The sequence below is a fragment of the Paenibacillus sp. CFBP13512 genome (genome assembly GCF_005233705.1).
Classification (GTDB): domain Bacteria; phylum Bacillota; class Bacilli; order Paenibacillales; family Paenibacillaceae; genus Saccharibacillus; species Saccharibacillus nuruki.
Window position 1 is genome coordinate 16,089 of sequence record NZ_QGAD01000008.1, and the last position, 23,239, is coordinate 39,327.

Sequence of the window (23,239 nt, forward strand, 5' to 3'; positions counted from 1 at the left end):
ACTGTCCGGAGACAGCCTTTTTGATCAAATTACTCTATTTTCTCCGTAGCTTGTAAATCAGTAGCCAGTGCTTCTGCGACTTTCCATATATCGCCTGCACCCATTGTGATCACAAGATCGCCGGGTTGAATACGAGTAGATAAGTCTGCAATAATATCTTCTTTTTGCGCAATATAGCGTGCTCCAGCATTACTGTTTTGCTTAATTAATTCTACAAGACGCGCAGAGTTAATTCCTTCAATCTGCTTTTCCCCTGCTGGTGAATAAATATCAGCAATAATCACTTCATCGGCTCCTGTAAATGCACGACTAAATGCATCCAGTAAAAAGAAGGTACGTGAATAACGTTGAGGTTGAAAAACAGCAATAACACGTTTGCCTGTAGCTTGAGCCGCTACAATTGTTGCTTCGATCTCTGTAGGATGATGTGCATAATCATCTACGATTAGAATATCATTCGCATCACCAACGACTTGGAAACGACGTTTGGCACCATGGAAATGAACGATTGCTGCTGCAATCGCTGTAAATGAAATTCCCGCTTCTAAACAGGCGATTACAGTTCCCATCGCATTATATACATTATGCAGTCCCGGAACAGACAATTCAATCTTACCTAGATCTGATCCTTGATATTGCATCGTAAACGAGATTTTGCGATCACCCGGCTGAATATCGGTCGCTGTGTAATCGTTGTTCGCTTCTACACCATACGTAATTGTTGTGCCTTGAATATTAGGTATAATCTCACGAATATTCTCATCATCGCCACAGACGATAGCTTTACCACCCGGTTGCAATTGACTCAAAAATTGCACATAAGCCGCTTTAAGGTTCGCAAAGTCTCCATCATAATTTTCAAGGTGATCAGCTTCAATATTCGTTACTACCGCAATTGCAGGATGATATTGCAAAAACGTTCCATCGCTTTCGTCGGCTTCAGCAACGACATAATCACCTTTACCTGCTTTGGCATTCGTACCTAAATTAACAATTTCACCACCGATAATATACGTTGGATCTGTACCACATTCTTCCATCACCAGAGCAATCATCGAAGAAGTAGTTGTTTTACCATGAGCACCAGCTACAGCTACCCCTTTACGTTCATTCAGCAATCTTGCTAACATTTCAGAACGATGGATAACTGGAATATTTAGACGCTTCGCCTCTACCCATTCAGCATTATCATCAGATAGAGCTGTAGAATAAACAACTAGCTCTGCACCATGAACTTGCTCTGTTGCATGACCTATATGAATCATTGCTCCTTTTTGTTGCAATTTTGCTGCTAGCGCGCTCATTGCCATATCGGAGCCTGTTACTTTATATCCCATTTCTAGCATAACACGGGCGATGGCACTCATACCGTACCCACCAATCCCGATAAAATGTACATGTTCTGTCTTATTCATCTGACTCACCAGCCCTTTTCAGAATCGGTTTGATGCAAAAGAGTCGCTCTTACATCCGAAATTAAATACAGTGTTCCGGTTACGACCCCTAGATCTTCCCGTTCTGTTCGTGATTGAAGCAACTGAATACCTTGCCGCCAGTCACGCTCCACTATAACATTGACTTCTGTTCTGTTCATTTCTTGTTGTAATTTCGCCACTAATGTTGCTAATTGATCTGCATCCATTTTGCGTCGAAAATCAGGTTCTGTCAAAATAATTGTATCTGCAATAGATAACAGATGTCTAAATACAGGCTCATGGTGCTTGTTTTCTAACATTCCTACAAGCATATGAAGCTTCTTGTAATGATACGTCTGCGGTACACTTTTGACAAGCATAGCAGCCCCTTCAGGATTATGCGCTCCATCTAAAACAATCGTTGGCTCACCCGGCATTTTCTCTAACCGTCCTGCCCAGAACGTATGCTTAAATCCCTCGAGCAATCGCTCATCATCTAATACAAAAGCAGAATATTGACGCAGTATTTCCAGCGCCATCATCGCTACACCTGCATTAGCACATTGATGCTCTCCTTGCATCGAAATCGTAATATCTAACTCACGGAAAAGACCTTTATAACGGAAAACTTGCTCTTCTTCATCACCAGATATACGCTCTGCTGTGTATTGATCACCAACGAGGTAAAGCGTAGATTTACAAGCTCCCGCTTTAGCACGTAGCACTTCAATGACTTCTGGCTGATCGACACTGCTGACTACGGGAACACCTGGTTTAATAATGCCTGCTTTTTCACTAGCAATCTGCTCTAAGGTATCTCCTAGAATATCTGTATGGTCATAGCCTACGTTCGTAATGACTGACAGTATAGGATGTACGATATTGGTAACATCTAATCGCCCGCCAAGACCTGTCTCCCAGATAACAACATCGGGATAACACTCTTCTGCATAATATAAAATCGCAAGCGCAGTTGAGACTTCAAACATCGTTGGTGATCCTAGATCTGTTGTCGCCATTTGCTCCACTAAAGGATACAAACGATTAGCTAGACGGCATAACGTCTCTTCCGGAATATCTACACCGTTATATTGAAAACGATTTGTGAATTTGGTGATATAAGGTGATGTAAATGTACCTACATCATAACCGCACTCCAATAAAACACTTGTCAAAAAGGCACAAGTGCTTCCTTTACCATTCGTTCCTGCAACATGTACAAATTTAAGCTTACGATGAGGATTATTCAATAATTCCATAAGTCCTTCAATACGAGATAATCCCGGACGAATACCAAAAGGAATTAGACCATTAATCCATTCCACCGCTTGTTCATAGGTGTGAAAAGGGGCTTGTTGCCCCTCCGATGTTCCATGTTCCATCTTCTTCACCTTACCCTTTCAACTCTTCAATACGGGCAAGAACTTTTTCACGTTTTTCCGAATAATCTGCTTGTTTAGCACGTTCTTCTTCGATCACTTTAGCAGGTGCTTTGGCTACAAATCCTTGATTAGCTAGCTTTTTGTCAACACGTTCTACTTCAGAAGTCAGTGTAGCCACTTCTTTTTCCAAACGAGCGATTTCTTGACCAATATCTAGCAATCCTGCAAGTGGTAAATACAATTCTGCTCCTGTAATGATCGCTGTCATCGCTTTGTCTGGTGCAGCGAGATCAAGACCCGACTGGTACTCAGAAGTATTGCTGAAACGACGAATATATCCTTCGTTAGACTGGATAATATCGAGTGTTTTTTGATCTTTGGCTTTAACCATCAATTCTATTTTTTTGCTCATCGGTACATTTACTTCTGCACGGATATTACGAACAGCACGGATCAGATCCATCAACAGGTTCATTTCTTCTTGTGCGGTTGCATTTTCCAAAGCAGGATCAAATTCAGGCCAAGCCGCAAGTGTAATTGTGTTGCCTTCATGCGGCAAATGTTGCCAGATATCTTCTGAAATAAATGGCATAAATGGATGAATCATACGCAATGTACGATCCAATACATAAGCCAATACCGATTGCGTTGTTTTCTTCGCTACTGCATCTTCACCATACAAGGACAACTTAGCAATCTCGATATACCAGTCACATAGATCATCCCAGATAAAGTTGTATAATAAGCGACCGGTTTCACCAAATTCATAAGAATCGATTAGACGTGTAATATCACGTGCAGTCTCGTTCATACGATGTAAAATCCAGCGATCTGCTGTACTCAGTTCGCCACTCAAGTCAATATCTTCATAACGGAAACCTTCCATATTCATCAATACAAAACGGGAAGCATTCCAGATTTTATTTGCAAAGTTACGTGCTTGTTCTACACGTTCGAGACGGAAACGTAAATCTTGTCCCGGTGTACTGCTTGTTGAAAGCATATACCGCATCGCGTCTGTACCGTACTGTTCAATCACTTCAAGTGGATCAATACCATTACCCAATGACTTGGACATTTTCTGTCCATCAGCTGCACGTACTAGACCATGCATCAATACATCTTTGAATGGAATTTGATCTGTAAATTCAAGTGCTGTAAAGATCATACGTGATACCCAGAAGTAAATGATATCGTATCCAGTTACCAATAAATCTGTCGGATAATAACGTTTCAAATCTTCGGTTTCATCCGGCCATCCCAATGTAGAGAAAGGCCATAAAGCAGAGCTAAACCAAGTATCCAATACATCTTCGTCTTGACGTAATGTTTTACCTGCATGTTCAGGCAAATGGCTTGGGTCTTCTGTAGCTACGATAATCTCGCCTGTTTCATCACAATGCCATGCTGGAATACGATGTCCCCACCATAATTGACGGGAGATACACCAGTCACGTACATTTTCGATCCAGTTCAAATATGTTTTTTCAAAACGATCCGGTACAAAGTTGACCCCTTCACCTTGTTTTTGCGCTTGAATCGCAACATCAGCAAGTGGTTTCATTTTAACGAACCATTGAGTAGACAAATACGGTTCTACAACAGCACCTGTACGCTCACTATGTCCTACTTGGTGTACATGATCTTCAATCTTAATCAATACGCCTGCTGCTTCCAAATCTTTAACGATTTGTTTGCGGCAATCGCTACGATCTAAGCCTTCATATTGAGCTGCATTTTCATTCATGGTGCCTGTCTCATCCATTACTACGATCTGAGGCAAATCATGACGATGTCCCATTTCGAAGTCATTCGGATCATGGGCAGGTGTAATTTTTACAGCACCACTACCAAATTCACGGTCAACATAATCATCAGCAATAATCGGAATTTCACGTCCGGTAATTGGCAAGACTATCATTTTGCCAATCATATCTTTGTAACGTTCGTCTTTGGGATGAACTGCTACAGCTGTATCACCAAGCATTGTCTCTGGACGAGTCGTTGCTACAACAATATGTCCACTACCATCTTGAAGTGGATATTGTAAATGATAAAGGTGTCCGTTCACTTCTTTGTATTCTACTTCGATATCGGATAGAGCTGTACGTGCTTCAGGGTCCCAGTTAATAATGTATTTTCCACGATAAATGAGACCTTTATTGTACAACTTTACAAATACTTCACGAACGGCTTTGGACAAACCTTCATCCAATGTAAAACGTTCACGTGAATAATCGAGAGAAAAGCCCATTTTCGCCCATTGCTCATGAATGTTAGCTGCGTATTTATCTTTCCATTCCCATACTTTTTCTACAAATTTCTCACGACCTAAATCATGACGAGTGATACCTTCTGCACGTAGATTCTGCTCCACTTTGGTCTGTGTCGCTATCCCTGCATGGTCTGCTCCAGGAAGCCAGAGTGCATCGAAGCCCTGCATACGTTTGGTACGTGTCATAATATCTTGTAATGTAAAATCCAGAGCATGTCCAATATGAAGCATACCTGTTACGTTAGGAGGTGGAATAACAATGGTGTACGGCTTAGCATCAGGACGTTGCCCTGCTTTGAAAAAGTCATTTTCCATCCAATAATCATACCATTTACGTTCTGCCGATTTAGGATCATACGTGGTCGGCATTGAAGTTGTTGCTTGATTCTCATTCGTATCTGCCATAGTAAATACCCCCATATTTGTAGTCATTTTGCTAAAATTCTCAATAAAAAAAGCCCTTCGTCTCAAAGGACGAAAGGACTTAGCTCTCGCGGTACCACCTTTGTTTCGCCCATGTATAAAAAAGCCCATGAACGACACTCCGAGGCAGATAACGGCTGCTACCGGTCTATTCTATATATAGTGTTAGAATAATCCTCCACTTTATATTCAAATAAACAACTCCCAGGCGACTTCGATATACCGTATCCTATAGAACCTTTCAGCGCAGCAGTTCTACTCTCTTGAGGACGATATTGTCTACTATTCCCGTTCAAGGTTATTGAGATCATGAATAAATCAATATTTACTCCAAATCATACCTGTTGCTACTGTCAAAGTCAATAAAAAACCTGTCATAGAGCTGACTTAAGGACGAGGTATACCTAATTGATCGACTAATTCGGTCATATCTTCAGGTAATGGATCATTTACAGTCATCGTTTGCTCTGTAAATGGGTGTTCAAAGGTCAACTGTTCTCCATGAAGCGCCTGTCGGTAAAATTCCTGACTGCCTCCATAAAGGACATCACCTATCAACGTATGTCCAGCATCACTCATATGCACACGAATCTGATGGGTTCGTCCTGTTTCTAAGGTTAAACGAACAAGACTAGCTCGAGCTGAACCATATATTTTCTCAACATGAGTGATCGCTTCTTGCCCTGTAGGAGAAACACGGCGGCGCTGTTTGTGATGGCGATCTTTACCGATTGGTTGATCAATCACCGTTAATCCATCACTTACTTTGCCTTGCACAATCGCGATATATTTACGATCAATCGTTTTAGATCGCATCTGCTCATCTAACTTCGATAAAGCAAATTCATTTTTAGCATATAATACAGGTCCTGTTGTATCTTCATCTAAACGATGGACATGACGAACAGCACACTTCTGATCCGTTTGTTGATAATGATCTGCGACGGCATGTGCTAAAGTAATCGTTGGGTCAGAAGCTTCAGACGGATGAACATTCATGCCAGCTGGCTTATGCATCACCAGAACATAATCATCTTCATACAGTACTTTGACACGATCATGCGGCCGAGGATCAAATCCATAATCCATCGGTTGAAATAGGCGAAGCCGGATATGGGCTCCGTCTATTTTCACTTCACCTTTGGAATGAAGTCTGCCGATTAATTTAACTGGAACCGACACTTCTTCTAACCACTGCATAACTGCTTTATGTCTGGCATTGCCTTCTGCTTGTAGAAGATCATTATGCGGTGTGATTTCTAACCATTCTCCATCTCTTATCGAACATTCAGCAAGAATAGAAGGTGACTTGTGATCAGATACAGCATTAGATGCATTGATCATGATTGCAAAGACTTCATCACTTCATAATGAGCTGCTATCGTCTGTTCAATATCTTCGTCACTGTGAACACCCGATACAAACATACCTTCAAATGGAGATGGAGCTACACTGATTCCACGATCTAACATGGCTCCAAAGTAACGCTTGAACATATCCATATCACTTGCTTTGGCAGACTCATAATCAGTAACCGGTCCTGCTGTAAAGAATGGACAAACCATCGAACCTACACGATTAACAGTCAACGGAATACCAAACTCAGCCGCATTCTTTTCAAAACCTGCTTGCAAACGAGCAGAGATATTTTCTAAACGCTCATAGACTGCTGGTGTTAACAGACTCAATGTTGTATACCCTGCTGCCATCGCTAATGGATTACCGCTTAATGTTCCTGCTTGATAAATAGGTCCTGTTGGGGCAACTTGCTCCATAATCTCACGTTTACCACCGTACGCACCTACAGGTAAGCCACCACCAATGACTTTACCTAGACATGTTAAGTCTGGGGTTACACCATAACGTCCTTGTGCACAATTCAGATCGACACGGAAACCAGTCATCACTTCATCGAAAATAAGCAGACTGCCATATTGAGTTGTAATATCACGTAATCCTTGTAAAAATCCAGGTTGTGGTGGAACAACACCCATATTACCAGCAACAGGTTCTACAATAATACAAGCAATCTCTTCACCAAAGCGTTCAAAAGCCAAACGCAACGATTCAAGGTCATTATAAGGAACGGTAATTGTATTGGTAGCTACTGATTCAGGGACACCCGGACTATCTGGCAAACCTAATGTCGCTACACCAGAACCTGCTTTGATCAATAGACTATCAGAATGACCATGATATGAACCTTCAAATTTCAAAATCTTGTTACGCTTGGTATAGCCACGAGCGAGACGAATCACACTCATCGTCGCTTCTGTTCCCGAGTTAACCATACGAACAATATCCATAGAAGGAACACGTTCTACAACAAGCTTCGCCATTTTCGTTTCTAATTCAGTCGGTGCACCAAAGCTTGTTCCTTTGATCGCTGTTTCTTGTAGAGCACGTACCACATCAGGATGCGCATGCCCCATAATGAGGGGTCCCCAAGAACCGATATAATCAATAAAGACATTACCATCAATATCATATAGGCGTGAACCTTCACCACGTTCTGCATAAATTGGAGTCAATCCTACTGTTTTGAATGCACGAACAGGACTATTTACGCCTCCCGGAATATATTGTTTTGCTTCTTCAAAAGCTTCTCGTGAACGTTCATCACGACGAACAGAATGAGTAGATTCCATGAGCAAATACCTCCATCAATTTATTTATTTTTAGCTGAATTATTGTTCTTCACGTAACCAGCGCACAACGTCTTTGGAGAAATAAGTAATAATCATATCTGCTCCTGCACGTTTGAAGCCAAGCATCATTTCAGTTACGATCCCGCGTTCATTAATCCATCCGTTTTGTGCAGCGGCTTTGACCATTGCATATTCACCACTTACATTATAAGCAACCAAAGGAAGATCAAAGTTCTCACGCACTGCACGCAATACGTCCATATAAGCAAGAGATGGTTTGACCATCAACATATCTGCGCCTTCAGCAACATCACTTTCTGCTTCACGCAGTGCTTCACGCACATTAGCAGGGTCCATTTGATATGATTTGCGATCACCAAATTGTGGTGCCGATTGAGCAGCTTCACGGAATGGACCGTAGAATGCTGACGCATATTTAACTGCATACGACATGATCGGAATATCTTTATATCCTGCTGCATCTAAGCCTTCACGAATCGCATACACAAATCCATCCATCATATTGGAAGGAGCAATAATATCTGCGCCTGCTTCCGCTTGGGATACTGCTGTTTTTACTAACAATGCTAATGATTCATCGTTATCCACTTCTGCTTCAATATGACCATCACATTCATGTGCATGCACAACACCGCAATGTCCATGATCTGTAAATTCACATAAACACGTGTCTGCAATCACTAATAGGTTCGGGTAATTTGCTTTGATCCAACGAGTCGCTTGTTGTACCAGACCATCTTGAGCATAAGCACCTGTACCTACACTATCTTTTACTTCAGGGACTGCAAATATTAATACTGCTGGAATACCCAAATCCACTATTTCTTGAATTTCAGCTTGCATCGTATCTAATGAAAAATTATATACGCCAGGCATGGACGAAATTTCTTCTTTTACATTCGTACCATACGTAACAAAAACAGGTTGAATAAAATCACTTTTATGCAATATGGTTTCTCTTACCATGCTACGAATAGCAGGCGTTTTGCGAAGACGACGGTGACGTGAAAAAGGTTGGCTCATAATAACGATATTCCTCCTTGAATGTATATATCTTATTTGTACTTATCATTCTTGCTAGACTAGATAAATAAAACCGACCAGCACTTGCAAGGTCGGCATATCTGATGTCGATCATCAATTTACATATTACACATCTATTAATACATCAGCATTCCAACGACAAAGAACATCTAACAATCCTTCAATCGTTGCTTCTTCAGCTAATAATCCTACTTTGAGACCTGCTTGTTCAGCAGTCAAAGCGGTCTGTGGACCAATACAAGCAATCATCGAGTGCTCTAGTGCTTGTACAGGATCTTCAATGCCCATACTTTTCAAAGCAGCCAGTAAATTAGTGACTGTTGAAGAACTGGTAAATGTCACTGCATGAATGGCTTCTTCTTCCAGCAACTTACGCAATTCGATATCGTCTTCTCCAACCATAACGGTCTCATACGTATCAATCTCTGTTACTTCCATATTCATTGTACGCAGTGTATCGGGTAACCATGAGCGTGCTAGGTCGCCACGTGGTAATAGAATATGCTGTCCAGCTTGTAATTGACCTTCTAAGCTGTCCAGCAAGCCTTCTGCTTGGAACTTCTCTGGTAAAGGCATAGCTGTAATCCCATGCAATCGTAAAGCCTCTAATGTAGCAGGACCGACAGCTACAATCTTCGCACGATATAATGCACGAATATCTTGAGCATGTTGTCTCAAATGTTCAAAGAAGTACTCTACTCCATTAACACTTGTGAAGAATACCCAATCATATTTTTGCAAATTCGATAAGGCTGTACCGATATTTCGTATACTTTCTTCAGCAACAGGTAACCTTGTCTCGATCACTGGATACTCGTAAGGTTCTCCACCCAGTTCATCGATTCGGTTCACCAGTTCACTCGCTTGACTACGTGCACGAGTCACTAGAATTCGCTTCCCGAATAGAGGCAACTCTTCGACCCATTTTAAATGTTCACGCTGGTTCACCACTTCCCCTACCACAATCACAGCAGGGGGCTTGAATCGTGCAGCTTCAACTTTAGCTGCTATATCTTCAAGTGTACCTACCAACGTCTCCTGCTCCGCCCGTGTTCCCCAGCGGATCAAAGCGACAGGTGTAGAATTCGGTCGTCCGTGCTTCATCAATTGCTCGCTAATATAGCCGATCTTGGCAACGCCCATCATAAAGACAAGTGTACCTGTAGCGTTAGTCACCTTATCCCAGTGAATACTTTGATCTAATTTATCTGGACTTTCATGCCCTGTAATAATCGATAAAGAAGAAGCAAAGTCACGATGAGTTACAGGAATACCAGCATAAGCAGGCACAGCAATCGAAGAACTGATACCCGGTACAATTTCGTAGGGAATCTGATGTTGACGCAGTAATTCAGCTTCTTCTGCTACTCTACCAAAGATCGTCGGATCTCCACCTTTAAGGCGCACGACCACTTTGCCCTGTAGAGCTAAATCAACCAATAACTGATTAATCTCTTCTTGCTTCATTGTATGACGATCAGGCAATTTGCCGACATAAATTTTCTCGGCTCCTGGCTTGGCTTGCTTGAGCAACCGTGGACTTGCTAGACGATCATATACAACGGCATCTGCAAGACCTATGCATTCCCAGCCCCGAAGCGTTATTAACTTCAATGCTCCTGGACCTGCCCCTACCAAATACACTTTACCGGTCATACACTCATCCCCTTACTTCTGCCAGTATCCGATCTGCTCCCTGACTTTTCAGTTGTGCTGCTACAGCAATACCCAGTGCTACAGGGTCTGTACCCTGCATCGTTTCTTTCAACATAATACTACCATCCGGTGTAGCAACCATTCCTGTTAATTGTATAATATTTTGCTCTTCAGTCCCATCCGAACTTTGTAGACGTACAGCATAAGCACCAATAGGAACCTGACAGCCCCCATTTAATTCAGACAAAAAAGTACGTTCAGCTGTTACAGTTACCGCAGTGAGATCATCATTATACAAAGACAGCAATTGCAACATTTCAATATCATCTGCACGACATTCGATTCCGAGTGCCCCTTGTCCTACAGCTGGCAGACAGATTTCTGTCGGTAAAAAGGAAGTGATTCGATCAGACCAGCCCATACGTTCTAAGCCTGCCGCAGCTAACATAATAGCGTCAAAACCTTCAGTTTCAAGCTTACGCAAACGTGAATCAATATTTCCTCTAATCGATTCAATTTGTAGATCAGGACGATATAACTTGAGCTGACTTGCACGTCTCAAGCTACTGGTACCCAGTCTAGCTCCTTGAGGAAGTTCTTCTAAGGAACAACCTGTACGTGTAATTAAGCAATCTCTAGGATCGACTCTTGGAGGAATCGCTCCATTGATAAGCCCTTCTTGTAATTCAGAAGGCATATCTTTCATACTATGCACAGCCATATCAATCTCACCATCAAGTAACGCTTGCTCGATCTCTTTGACAAATAGACCTTTTCCGCCGACTTTAGATAAAGTCACATCCAGAATACGGTCTCCTTTGGTAATAATCTTTTTAATTTCAAAATGAACATCTAATCCCTGCTCTTCACTAATCGCTGTTAACGCATCAATCACATGACCAGTCTGCGTCAAAGCTAGAGCACTTTGTCTACTCCCTACTACAATCGTACGCATATATTCATCTCCTGAGCTCATTGTATTCAATAGTCTATTATTCTATTGATTGGTTGATCCAGTGTTCTATTTGTTGTTCATCCCAGGGTTCAAAGATCCCCTGACGAATCTCTTCTAAAATAGAAAGTGACATCGCTTGATGTAGCAATGATTTACGTAAAGATTCATCGCTTACTTTTTGAGCAATGGTTTCTCGTAAATGATACAGAAAATCAATATAAATCTCATATTCGTTACCGAAATGTTGATTGATCTCTTTTGCAATATATCGACCTGCTAAAGGTCCTGCACCTGAGGTGGCTACAGCTATCGTCAATCGTCCACGACGAATCACATTCGGATTGATAAATGTACTTTGTTCACGCTGATGAGCTACGTTTACAGGAATACAATAAGTTTTAGCTTCGGTAGCAACCTGATTGTTGATCTCTGGCACCGAAGTCACTGCATGTACTAGAAAATAAGGTCTGTAACCAAATTCACTAAGTTTCTCATCTGAAGTACAGTGATAAGCTATATCTCCTGTCTGATACTCACGAGCATGCCAGATCAGCTGTTGCTGATTGACTAACTGTTGTAACTTAGGAGTCAGTGTAGGGCTGATAATCGTAAGTATCGCTCCTGCTTGAAGTAGAGATATACTTTTACGTTCAGCCACTTGACCACCGCCTACAATCAGACAAGCTTGATCTCTACAGTCCAACATAACAGGTAGATAATGAATAGAATCGCTCATACACCCACCCATTGATGAAAAGCAGACCAAGAATTAGAAACAAAATTTAAAATAAACAAGATATATCCTAAGATTGCCCAGATCGCCATCGTATTGGCTGAGTAATTGCGCATTTTCTTCGTTGCAAAGAAAGCTACATATACGCATAACGCTAACAAAGTGAACACCACTTTGGAATCGAGCAAAAGAATATATCGACCTTCTGCCACAATCGACATCAATGCCACAATCAAAGATACAATCAGTACCGGCGTACCGATTAACATCGCTGTATACGTATACTTTTCCATACTTTCTAAGCTAGGTAGACGGCGAACCGTATTATCCCATTTTTTCTGTTTTAATTTACGATGTAAAAATAGATACATTGAACCAAAAACAGCAGCTACTGTATAAGCGGCAAAACTAATATTAGCGAATATCACATGTAAAATTAATAGTCCATGAACCGTATCCCAACCTGTAGGGAGTACACCTTCACCCGGTGAATGAAGACGATTTTGCACCATAGCACAAAAGCCGATTACATTTAACAGCAATACGGCATAATCAGTCTTCAATACCTTTTCGATAAAAAAGGAAATCAATATTAAAATAAAAGTCAGTACAAAGAAAAAGTCATACGTTGAAAATAAAGGTAACGTTCTCTCCTCTATCGTTCGAATCGTAATACTGACAATTTGGATCACAAATACCAAAATAAGAAACCCTGTGCCTAACCGCTTCGCCCTCGGATTGCGACGAATGCAATCCGAGAAATAAAACAGAAGGCTCAGGGCGTATAAATAAATAATAATATCGTATAACAGGTTAAAAAGCGTCAAAGCGAATCACCTGCCTATAGGGTTGCGGGAGCGAAAGACCCAAAACTACCTTCTAATCCCAATTTATTAGCTTGCACAGGCGACTGTGCTTTAGAAACTTCGCTTTGATTGACTTGATCTGCTGCATCTTCAAGCTGATCTTCTAAAGCAAATATTCGAGTGAACAAATCAAGTGCTTCAGCCCCATCTTTCTCGGCAGCCATTTCTTTAATACGATGAATAGGTTCGTGATTCATCTGATTCACGATACTCTTGGTTAAACGACTGATCACTTTACGTTGTCTTTCATCTAACTCTGGTAATTTATTAAATAAACTTTCTAGTGTCTCTGCATGAATATCGGCTCCACGTTCTTGTAAAGCACGAATCGCTGGACGTACGCCCAATGTTTTGAGCCATTGATTAAAAGATTCTACTTCTTCACGGATCATACGCTCAATCTTAATCGATTCTGCGCGGCGCATTTCCATATTGCTTTCTACAATGCCTTCTAAATCATCAATATCATACAAAAATACATTACTAATATCGCCAATTGCTGGATCAATATCGCGCGGAACCGCTATATCAATCATAAACAAAGGACGAGACTTACGCAATTTCATACTTTGAGCAAGCGTATCTGCACTCAGTACATAACCTTGTGCTCCTGTAGAACTGATCAGAATATCCACTTGATGCAAACGATCCATCGCTTGTTCGATTGTACACGGGGTACCGTTGAACTTATGCGCAAGCTCTTGCGCACGTCCAAGTGTACGGTTCGCTACAATCACTTCAGCTGCTCCATTTGCATAGAGATGCTTCACCGTAAGCTCACTCATTTTACCAGCGCCTAGAATCATAATCACTTTATTATGAAAAGCACCGAAAATGCGCTTGCCTAATTCTACTGCTGCGTAACTGATCGAAACTGCACTTTCACCGATCATTGTTTCTGAATGTGCACGTTTGCCCAGTGTGACAGCTTGCTTAAACAACATATTAAACCACGTACCTGTAGCTTTATTTTCTTGCGCCCATTGGAATGAACGCTTTACTTGACCCAAAATCTGAGTCTCACCGAGCACCATCGAATCCAATCCACAAGCTACACGAAAAAGATGACTAATTGCTTGTTCATCTTCATATATATATAAATGCTGTGTAAATTCCTGACGGGGAATACCGAACCACTGCTCCATAAAGGTACGAATAAAATGTCCACACATATGCAGACGATCCAGTACCACGTAAATCTCCGTACGGTTGCAAGTCGCTACAATAGTCCCTTCCAACACACTCTTAGTTTCTCTGAGCTGCCGGAGCGCCTGCGGTAAATCTTCGTCCGCAATAGCAAACCGTTCTCTCACTTCAACGGGTGCTGTGCGGTAATTCAATCCGACAACAACGATGTGCATTGCAAGTTCACCTGCCTAATCTAAAAGTCATTTCTCTATACGTTCATTAACAATACGTTAATTATATCACAGCTAAATTACGAATTTCGCCGTTTTTATGAAATGTTTATGAAATCATCATCGGAAAATAGACACAATTTCTTTATGATTGACAATAATCAAAATATTTCATATCATCCAATCCCATCTTTCAAAAGAAATAGCCATAGGTAAACCCCTATGGCTATTGTGTAAAACCTATTTCATTTTAATCTTTTGCTTGTACAAGCAAAGTTTATATTATTGATTGATAAGTTCAATGGATTTGATCTCAGGTGTTTCCACTTGAAGTTCTCCCAAACCACGAACTAATTTTTTGGCATACGTTTTCTCAGGTTTCAGAACGGATACCAGGTAGTCAATAGCTAACTGTGGATCTACGGTTTCTCCGCAGGTATAGCAGTCAATAGCCGCGAATCCTCTCTCAGGATATGTGTGAATCGAGAGGTGACTCTCCGACAACAAAACAAGTACTGTAGCACCTTGTGGTTCGAATTGTTTGGCTTGAACAGACATTACTGTTGCTCCGCATGCTTCAGCTGCATCAACCATATGAGCTTGCAAAACCTCAGCATTATTCAGCATATCAAAATCTACACCCCAAGTATCAACAGCAACGTGTCTTCCGAAAGTTGAGTATTCCATCTTCCGGTTCCCCCTTCCTAGGAATAAAATGTTTGAAAAATTTCATCCGCTAGGACCTACGTCATTCACTTCCCGAGGGTTTTAGCTCTCGCAACATTACTATGTCCTGAGTGAATCCTGGTTCCTAATATTATTTTCAACGAGATTAAAAATAACATCTATCTCCATGAAATGCAAGCCTTTTTGCAATATTCATTAAATATTTAAAGATTCATTATTACAGCAGATTGCTCATTCATTTTTATGTATAAATATAATACGGTTAAAATAAAAAAACCTGTTCTCCTTCAAAGGAAAACAGGCGTTAGATCTGATGTTAAGCTTCCATACGGAACAATCGACTTGACTGAACCTTTAATTCTTGATCAATCTGATCGTACGGTCCTTCTGAAGCTAACCGTTGATCTAATAATCGATCCACTATACTCCGTACTAATTCAATATCAGTCTCAACAGATACGGATTGCCATTCGCTCTTCATATCTATTGCTGTGTTTTTGTGTTGGTAAATCATTTTTTCATGTTCGCCTGTACATTCTACAATCTGGCGAACAGAACCCTGTTCGTAATGATATCTCATCGTAAATCCATGATAAATGCGATTTACAACACCATTACCTTTAAAAGCAACAAATAATTTGCGTACTATATTTGTTAACTGCGGATTTACCAAGCGGAAAGACAACTCACAGACATAGCTTCCTTCTCTGAGGTCAAAAGGTAAATGCACTTCTTCTCCGTTTTTCACTCCGAGAACAATTTCCTGATTTCCGTTATCAAGTATTTTCACTCGATGATGGATCTGAGGGTCTTCGGCATAATGGACAAACTGGGACATTTGAGCTTTCGACAACTGTAAACTGGCTTTAATATATTCTGTGGCTAACCGCTGAGCCATAAAAATCTCCTCAATTCTTTTAACATTCCAATATATTCATTATACATCATCTGCGAAACGCTATGCTTGTGATCAAGATGAATGATTTTCACCATATTCCAGAAAAAAACGGAACAATCCCCGTAAAGTTCTAAAGAACGGCCTGAATACTCACTTTTCTATACAAACTTCTTCGTTTTGCTGACCTGTTCGTGACTTTATTGATTGCTATGAGGGGGTTCGGACTCTTCTGTTTTTGGTTGGTGCTCTTCGTTATCATTCTCTACTTGTGCATACTCTTCTTCCTCTTCTGACTCTGGAAGTGCAAAAGCATAACGTTCGATGACGGACCATAATTCATCTTTACCCAATCCTGTTTCAGATGAAAACAGCACAAAATCATCTTCAGGTACAAAGCTCAAACCGTGCTTAACGATTTTGACATGCTTGTCCCATTTACTACGTGGAATCTTATCGGCTTTGGTCGCTACAATACATACATCACGTTCGTAGTATTTGAGCCATTCATACATAATCACATCATCTTTGGAAGGCGGATGACGAAGGTCGATTACCAGTACTACCATACGTAATGTTTCACGCTCAAGTAGATACTTTTCAATCATTTTACCCCAAGCTTCACGCTGGCTTTTGGAGACTTTGGCATAACCATATCCAGGAAAATCGACGAAATACATCGATTCGTTGATCATATAGTAGTTAAGATGTTGAGTTTTACCTGGTGTTGCACTGGTACGTGCCAGGTTTTTACGGCTAATCAAGCGGTTAGTCATTGAAGATTTACCTACATTAGATCGTCCTGCTAGAGCAATCTCTGGCAACCCATCTTCCGGGTATTGGTTCGGACGCACCGCGCTAATAATAAATTCCGCGCTATTTACTTTCATAATTACAAGTTCCCCTTTAGTTAGAAGTTGAAGGTAAATCGCTGAACAGTTAGCTTCAATCGCTCCATAAATAGATTATTCTTTCGATCGCTGTTAAGATCAAATATCTTGAAATACTGCTGATCGCAGTAGATATTTGATCTTAAAGGCGAGCGCTTCGCTTCTATCGAATAATTCTATTTACTTCGCTACGGCTAAAAAAGTTCTGCTATCCCTTACAACGGATTAGTAATAGTATAGCACATCAAATAAACGGAATCGCTCTATTTTACTGCTTATAGAACGATTCCGTTGGTTGGTTGTTATGAAGTTGAGCTGTTTTAGATTAAAGGTTGGATCGTTTCAGGTATTTCTTTTGGAGCGATAAGTGCTTCTTCTAGTACCTGATCCATATGAGATACTGGAACAAAGGTAAGATCATTTCTTACGCTTTCTGGGATGTCACGTAAGTCGCGTTCGTTATCCATAGGAAGTAAGATTTTTTTGTATCCTGCACGGTGAGCAGCTAGCGTTTTTTCTTTTAAGCCACCAATCGGCAATACACGTCCACGTAGTGTGATCTCACCTGTCATAGCGACTTCTTTGGATACAGGGCGACCGGTCAATGCGGAAATAAGAGCTGTTGCGATCGTGATCCCTGCGGAAGGGCCGTCTTTGGGAATAGCACCTTCTGGAATATGAATATGAATATCATTTTTTTCATGGAAATCGTCTGCGATATGCAGGGCTTTGGCTTTGGAGCGTGTGTAACTGAATGCAGCTTGTGCTGATTCTTTCATGACATCGCCTAGTTTACCTGTTAGCATTAATTTACCACTACCCGGTACAACTGTCACTTCGATCGTTAGCGTTTCTCCGCCAACTTCTGTCCATGCTAGTCCGGTTACACTACCGATTTGATCTTCTTTTTCAATCAAACCATAACGGAATTTAGGTACGCCTAAATAATCTTTGATTTGATCAGGTTCAATCGATACTTTTTCTAAATTATCTGAGACAATCGCTTTCGCTGCTTTACGACACAATGCAGCGACTTGCTGTTCTAAGTTACGTACACCGGATTCACGTGTATACTCACGAATCATGCGTAACAAAGCATCTTCACCAATTTCTAATTGCTCAGGCGTTAGACCATGTTCTTCGGTCTGTTTAGGCAATAAATACTGCTTAGCAATCTGCATTTTCTCAAGTTCGGTATATCCCGGAATAGAAAGCATCTCCATCCGATCCAATAATGGACGAGGAATACTTTGTACACTATTGGCTGTCGTTACAAACATAACGTTCGACAGGTCAAACGGCACTTCGATAAAATGGTCACTAAACGTATTGTTTTGCTCGGGATCAAGCACTTCCAACAATGCCGCCGAAGGATCGCCACGGAAATCAGAAGCCATTTTATCAATTTCATCCATTAGAAATACTGGATTGGTTGAACCTGCTGTTTTCATTCCTTGAATAATACGTCCAGGCATAGCACCTACATACGTACGACGATGCCCGCGAATCTCAGCTTCATCACGTACACCACCTAATGAAATACGCACAAATTCACGTCCTAAAGACTTAGCAATCGAACGAGCGAGTGACGTTTTACCCACACCCGGAGGTCCAACTAGGCAAAGAATAGGGCCTTTTAGCTTTTTCACCAATTTCTGTACCGCTAGATACTCAAGTACACGTTCTTTGGGCTTGTCGAGTCCATAATGATCTTCATTCAAAATCGCTTCTGCATGATGTAGATCCAGATCATCGTCTGTCGATTTCGACCACGGCAAGCTGATTAACCAGTCTACATAGTTGCGAATAACACTACCTTCCGCAGAACTAGCAGGCATTTTCTCTAAGCGATCGATTTCTTTTTCAATCTTCTCTTGCACTTTCTCAGGTACTGTAAGTTCAGATAGTTGCTGGCGCAATTCTTCCACTTCACCCGCTCTACCTTCTTTTTCACCTAGCTCTTTTTGGATCGCTTTCATTTGTTCACGCAAATAATATTCACGTTGTGTTTTTTCCATTTGTTTTTTAACACGTTGGTTGATTTTGCGCTCTAATTCTAGTACTTCACGTTCATTATTTAAAATATCTAACAAACGTTCCAAACGAGCACGAATATCTACAGTTTCCAAAATATCTTGTTTGTCTTTGATCTTGATCAACAGATGACTGGTAATTACATCTGCTAATCGACCCGGTTCTTCAATATCAGATACCGCTGCTAATGTCTCTGGCGTTACCTTTTTGGACAAATTAATATAATGTTCAAATTGAGTCAATACCGTCCGCATCAATGCGCTAACTTCCGGATCATTGGTTTCTTCTTCCGGTAGCTCTCTCGCTTGAACTTCATAATATTCTTCATTATCAATATATTGAATAATTTCTGCACGTTCCAGACCTTCAACAAGTACACGAATCGTTCCATTAGGCAGCTTCAACATTTGTCTGACTTTAGCTACCGTACCGATTCTAAAAATCTCGTCCTCGCTCGGCTCTTCGATGCTGACTTCCGATTGCGAACAAAGAAGAATTAAATTATCGTCAACCATCGCTTTTTCTAATGCCTTTACAGATTTATCTCGTCCTACATCCAGATGCAATACCATACTTGGATAGACAAGTAGTCCTCTCAAAGGCAGTAAAGGAAAACGACGCCCCTTATTTTTATTTGGTCCCATCGCTTTCAACCTCCTATGCTTGTGCGTATCATACTGCCTATATCATTCCTAGTTTACCAAATATCACATTGAAAAACCAATGATCCTCCAACCGATCAAATTTAGCTTAAATTCATGTAAAAAAAGATACTGATTGAGGCAACTTCCTCTACCAGTATCTTTAAGTTTACGTTATATCATTAATCAAAATATTTACTTAGCTGCAGGTGCATGACGTTCTTCGCGACCTGGAATTTTACCTGTTGCTTCAAAAGCGACAACAATCGCATCGATTTCTTTTTTCAATTCGACAACCATGTCTGCTTCTGGCACTTTACGAATCATTTTACCGTAGCGGAAAAGTAATCCTTCTCCACGAGCACCAGCGATACCGATATCAGCTTCTTTCGCTTCACCCGGTCCATTTACTGCGCAACCCAATACAGATACTTTAATCGGCACTTTCAATTTGGAAATATACTCTTCAACCTCATTCGCAATCGAGAATAGGTCGATATCCAAACGTCCACAAGTTGGGCAAGATACCAATGTTGCTGCATTTGTAATCAATCCGAATGTTTTGAGAAGTTCACGAGCTACTTTCACTTCTTCTACAGGATCAGCACTCAAGGAAATACGTACAGTTGAACCGATTCCTAAGGCTAATAGGGCACCGATACCTGCTGAACTCTTGATTGTTCCTGCATTCAATGTTCCTGCTTCTGTAATTCCTAAATGAAGTGGATAAGGAATCACTTTAGCCGCTTGGCTATAAGCTTCGATCGCCATTGGCACATCAGATGCTTTAAGCGAAACGATAATATCGTGGAAATCCAGTTCTTCCAAAATACCGATATGGAATAATGCACTTTCTACCATTGCTTCTGGTGTTGGGTAACCGTATTTCTCAAGCAAATGATTTTCAAGTGATCCTGCATTTACACCGATACGAATCGGAATATTTTTTTCTTTACAAGCACGTACAACAGCTTCGACTTTATCACGTCTACCGATATTACCCGGGTTGATACGTACTTTGTCGATTCCATTTTCGATCGCAAGTAAAGCTAACTTATGGTTAAAATGTATATCCGCTACTAGAGGGATATGAATACGTTTTTTGATTTCTTTAATTGCTTCTGCTGCTTCTTCGTTATTAACAGTTACACGAACAAGCTGGCAACCTGCTTCTTCTAAACGAAGGATTTCAGCTACAGTTGCTTCTACATCTGCTGTTTTGGTTGTACACATACTTTGAATCAAGACTTCATTACTGCCACCAATTGTCAAATCTCCGACTTTCACCGGTCTTGTGTTTTCTCTCAAAAACATTTATTTTGCTCCCTTACATGTGGGCTTAATCGCAAACCAGCCTTTATTCCACAAAGGAAAAAGGCCGGCGCGTTATCTATGAACATCATAGAAGAAACGCATACTCAACCTTTACGTCAAGTTATTATGCACTTTCTTCTTGCTTTTTATCTTTGCCTGTCTGCAATTCTGGAACCACTTTGTCCTCAACGACTTGTTGAGTAATAACACATTTGGTTACATCGTCACGAGACGGTACTTCATACATCACATCAAGCATAATGCTTTCGATGATCGCACGAAGTCCACGAGCACCTGTGTTGCGTTTGATCGCTTCACGGGAAATCGCTTCAAGTGCACCTTGTTCGAATACTAATTCTACATTGTCCATTTCCAACATTTTGGAATATTGTTTTACCAATGCATTTTTAGGTTCGGACAAAATACGTACCAATGTCTCTTCATCTAGTGGTTCTAGAGCAGAGATAACTGGCAAACGTCCTACAAATTCAGGAATCAATCCGAATTTAAGCAAATCTTCTGGCAATACCATACTTAAGTATTCGCCTGCTTTCAATTCTTTTTGACCTTCATTGTTAGAGTTAAAACCGATTACTTTTTTACCGATCCGGCGTTTGATATATTGTTCCAGACCGTCAAAAGCACCACCTACGATAAACAAGATGTTAGTGGTATCGATTTGAATAAATTCTTGATGAGGATGCTTACGTCCGCCTTGTGGTGGAACAGAAGCAACAGTACCTTCTAGGATTTTCAGCAATGCTTGCTGAACACCTTCACCGGATACGTCACGAGTGATTGAAGGATTTTCAGATTTACGAGCTACTTTATCGATTTCATCGATATAGATAATGCCGCGTTCTGCTTTTTCTACATCATAATCAGCAGCTTGGATTAATTTAAGCAAGATGTTTTCAACATCTTCCCCTACATAACCTGCTTCTGTTAGTGAAGTAGCATCAGCAATAGCGAAAGGCACATTTAAGATACGAGCCATTGTTTGCGCAAGCAACGTTTTACCAGAACCTGTTGGTCCTACAAGCATAATGTTACTTTTTTGCAATTCAACGTCTTCGATTTTACTTTGTGAATTTACACGTTTGTAGTGATTATATACAGCTACAGACAATGATTTTTTGGCTTGATCTTGTCCGATAACGTATTGATCCAAAATCGCACGGATTTCTTGTGGTTTTGGGATATCTTTAAGATCTAACTCTTCTTCATGTCCCAATTCCTCTTCAACGATCTCTGTGCAAAGTTCGATACATTCATCACATATATAGACACCAGGACCTGCTACAAGCTTACGGACCTGATCTTGAGATTTTCCGCAAAAAGAACATTTAAGTTGTCCTTTTTCATCATTAAATTTAAACATGCAAACACCCCTCTTTAGCTTGTGATCGGACGAGTGAGAATTTGATCTATAATTCCGTAAGCTTTCGCTTCCTCAGCTTCTAAGAAATAATCGCGATCAGTATCTTTTTCAATCTTGTCTAAAGATTGACCCGTACGTTCTACATAAATTTGGTTCAATTTTTGACGTGTTTTGATAATCCATTCAGCATGGATCTTCATATCTGAAGCTTGTCCGCTAATACCACCAAGCGGTTGATGAATCATAACTTCGCTGTTCGGAAGTGCATAACGCTTGCCTGGAGCACCTGCTGTTAACAACAGTGAACCCATGCTTGCAGCCATACCGATACAGATCGTCGATACATCCGGCTTAATGAATTGCATTGTATCGTATATACCCATCCCTGCTGTGACAGAACCACCAGGAGAGTTGATGTATAGGTGAATGTCTTTCTCTGGATCTTCCGCAGCTAAAAACAATAGTTGTGCAATAATGAGATTGGCTACATCATCATCAATCGCCGTGCTCAGAAACACGATACGGTCTTTGAGCAATCTTGAATAAATATCGTAAGATCGTTCACCTCTACTGGTTTGTTCGACAACCATAGGTACTAGACTCATAAGACCAACCTCTTTT

18 protein-coding genes and 1 other annotated feature are annotated in these 23,239 nt (G+C 40.8%); all 18 genes read right to left on the reverse strand.

The window, feature by feature from the left end; translation table 11 throughout:
* Positions 1-29: 29 nt before the first annotated feature.
* The gene (gene murC, locus PaeCFBP13512_RS12915; protein WP_137223556.1) at positions 30-1,415 is read right to left on the reverse strand and encodes a UDP-N-acetylmuramate--L-alanine ligase; all 1,386 of its coding nucleotides are present in this window, start codon (positions 1,413-1,415) and stop codon (positions 30-32) included.
* Between the two features lie 5 nt (positions 1,416-1,420).
* A complete protein-coding gene (locus tag PaeCFBP13512_RS12920; RefSeq protein WP_137223558.1) occupies positions 1,421-2,797 on the reverse strand; it encodes a bifunctional folylpolyglutamate synthase/dihydrofolate synthase in 1,377 nt (458 codons plus the stop codon).
* Positions 2,798-2,807: 10 nt separating this feature from the next.
* Positions 2,808-5,477: a valine--tRNA ligase gene (locus tag PaeCFBP13512_RS12925; RefSeq protein ID WP_137223560.1), complete on the reverse strand. Its 2,670-nt coding sequence runs from the start codon at positions 5,475-5,477 to the stop codon at positions 2,808-2,810.
* 62 nt (positions 5,478-5,539) lie between these two features.
* Positions 5,540-5,800, reverse strand: a binding site (T-box leader).
* Between the two features lie 82 nt (positions 5,801-5,882).
* The gene (locus PaeCFBP13512_RS12930; protein ID WP_137223562.1) at positions 5,883-6,839 is read right to left on the reverse strand and encodes an RluA family pseudouridine synthase; all 957 of its coding nucleotides are present in this window, start codon (positions 6,837-6,839) and stop codon (positions 5,883-5,885) included.
* Entirely contained in the window at positions 6,836-8,143 is a 1,308-nt protein-coding gene (gene hemL / locus PaeCFBP13512_RS12935; RefSeq protein ID WP_137223564.1) for a glutamate-1-semialdehyde 2,1-aminomutase, read from the reverse strand. Before hemL ends, PaeCFBP13512_RS12930 begins: the two co-directional genes overlap by 4 nt.
* A 39-nt stretch (positions 8,144-8,182) precedes the next feature.
* The gene (hemB, locus tag PaeCFBP13512_RS12940; RefSeq protein ID WP_069325520.1) at positions 8,183-9,187 is read right to left on the reverse strand and encodes a porphobilinogen synthase; all 1,005 of its coding nucleotides are present in this window, start codon (positions 9,185-9,187) and stop codon (positions 8,183-8,185) included.
* A gap of 126 nt (positions 9,188-9,313) precedes the next feature.
* Entirely contained in the window at positions 9,314-10,864 is a 1,551-nt protein-coding gene (gene cobA, locus PaeCFBP13512_RS12945) for a uroporphyrinogen-III C-methyltransferase (RefSeq protein ID WP_137223566.1), read from the reverse strand.
* A 4-nt stretch (positions 10,865-10,868) separates the two neighbouring features.
* A complete protein-coding gene (gene hemC, locus PaeCFBP13512_RS12950; RefSeq protein ID WP_069325522.1) occupies positions 10,869-11,819 on the reverse strand; it encodes a hydroxymethylbilane synthase in 951 nt (316 codons plus the stop codon).
* Positions 11,820-11,856: 37 nt separating this feature from the next.
* Positions 11,857-12,555 (reverse strand): precorrin-2 dehydrogenase/sirohydrochlorin ferrochelatase family protein, encoded by a 699-nt coding sequence (locus PaeCFBP13512_RS12955; RefSeq protein WP_161594266.1) that lies wholly within the window; start codon positions 12,553-12,555, stop codon positions 11,857-11,859.
* Positions 12,552-13,244 (reverse strand): cytochrome c biogenesis protein CcsA, encoded by a 693-nt coding sequence (ccsA, locus tag PaeCFBP13512_RS12960; protein ID WP_308642435.1) that lies wholly within the window; start codon positions 13,242-13,244, stop codon positions 12,552-12,554. The genes PaeCFBP13512_RS12955 and ccsA overlap by 4 nt, the downstream gene beginning before the upstream one ends.
* A gap of 149 nt (positions 13,245-13,393) precedes the next feature.
* On the reverse strand, positions 13,394-14,779 hold the full coding sequence (gene hemA / locus PaeCFBP13512_RS12965; RefSeq protein WP_069325525.1) for a glutamyl-tRNA reductase: 1,386 nt from the start codon (positions 14,777-14,779) through the stop codon (positions 13,394-13,396).
* A gap of 279 nt (positions 14,780-15,058) precedes the next feature.
* Complete coding sequence (gene speD, locus PaeCFBP13512_RS12970; RefSeq protein WP_069325526.1) at positions 15,059-15,463, reverse strand: adenosylmethionine decarboxylase; 405 nt, start codon at positions 15,461-15,463, stop codon at positions 15,059-15,061.
* Positions 15,464-15,779: 316 nt separating this feature from the next.
* The gene (locus tag PaeCFBP13512_RS12975) at positions 15,780-16,361 is read right to left on the reverse strand and encodes a non-ribosomal peptide synthetase module (RefSeq protein WP_137223570.1); all 582 of its coding nucleotides are present in this window, start codon (positions 16,359-16,361) and stop codon (positions 15,780-15,782) included.
* A gap of 197 nt (positions 16,362-16,558) precedes the next feature.
* Positions 16,559-17,248: a ribosome biogenesis GTP-binding protein YihA/YsxC gene (gene yihA, locus PaeCFBP13512_RS12980; RefSeq protein ID WP_069325528.1), complete on the reverse strand. Its 690-nt coding sequence runs from the start codon at positions 17,246-17,248 to the stop codon at positions 16,559-16,561.
* A gap of 320 nt (positions 17,249-17,568) precedes the next feature.
* Positions 17,569-19,926 carry an endopeptidase La gene (gene lon, locus PaeCFBP13512_RS12985; protein ID WP_137223572.1) on the reverse strand — a complete coding sequence of 786 codons (2,358 nt, stop codon included), beginning with the start codon at positions 19,924-19,926 and terminating at the stop codon, positions 17,569-17,571.
* Between the two features lie 192 nt (positions 19,927-20,118).
* Entirely contained in the window at positions 20,119-21,237 is a 1,119-nt protein-coding gene (ispG, locus tag PaeCFBP13512_RS12990) for a flavodoxin-dependent (E)-4-hydroxy-3-methylbut-2-enyl-diphosphate synthase (RefSeq protein WP_069325530.1), read from the reverse strand.
* 124 nt (positions 21,238-21,361) lie between these two features.
* On the reverse strand, positions 21,362-22,618 hold the full coding sequence (gene clpX / locus PaeCFBP13512_RS12995) for an ATP-dependent protease ATP-binding subunit ClpX (RefSeq protein WP_069325531.1): 1,257 nt from the start codon (positions 22,616-22,618) through the stop codon (positions 21,362-21,364).
* A 14-nt stretch (positions 22,619-22,632) separates the two neighbouring features.
* Positions 22,633-23,223 carry an ATP-dependent Clp endopeptidase proteolytic subunit ClpP gene (gene clpP, locus PaeCFBP13512_RS13000; RefSeq protein WP_069325532.1) on the reverse strand — a complete coding sequence of 197 codons (591 nt, stop codon included), beginning with the start codon at positions 23,221-23,223 and terminating at the stop codon, positions 22,633-22,635.
* Positions 23,224-23,239 lie beyond the last annotated feature (16 nt).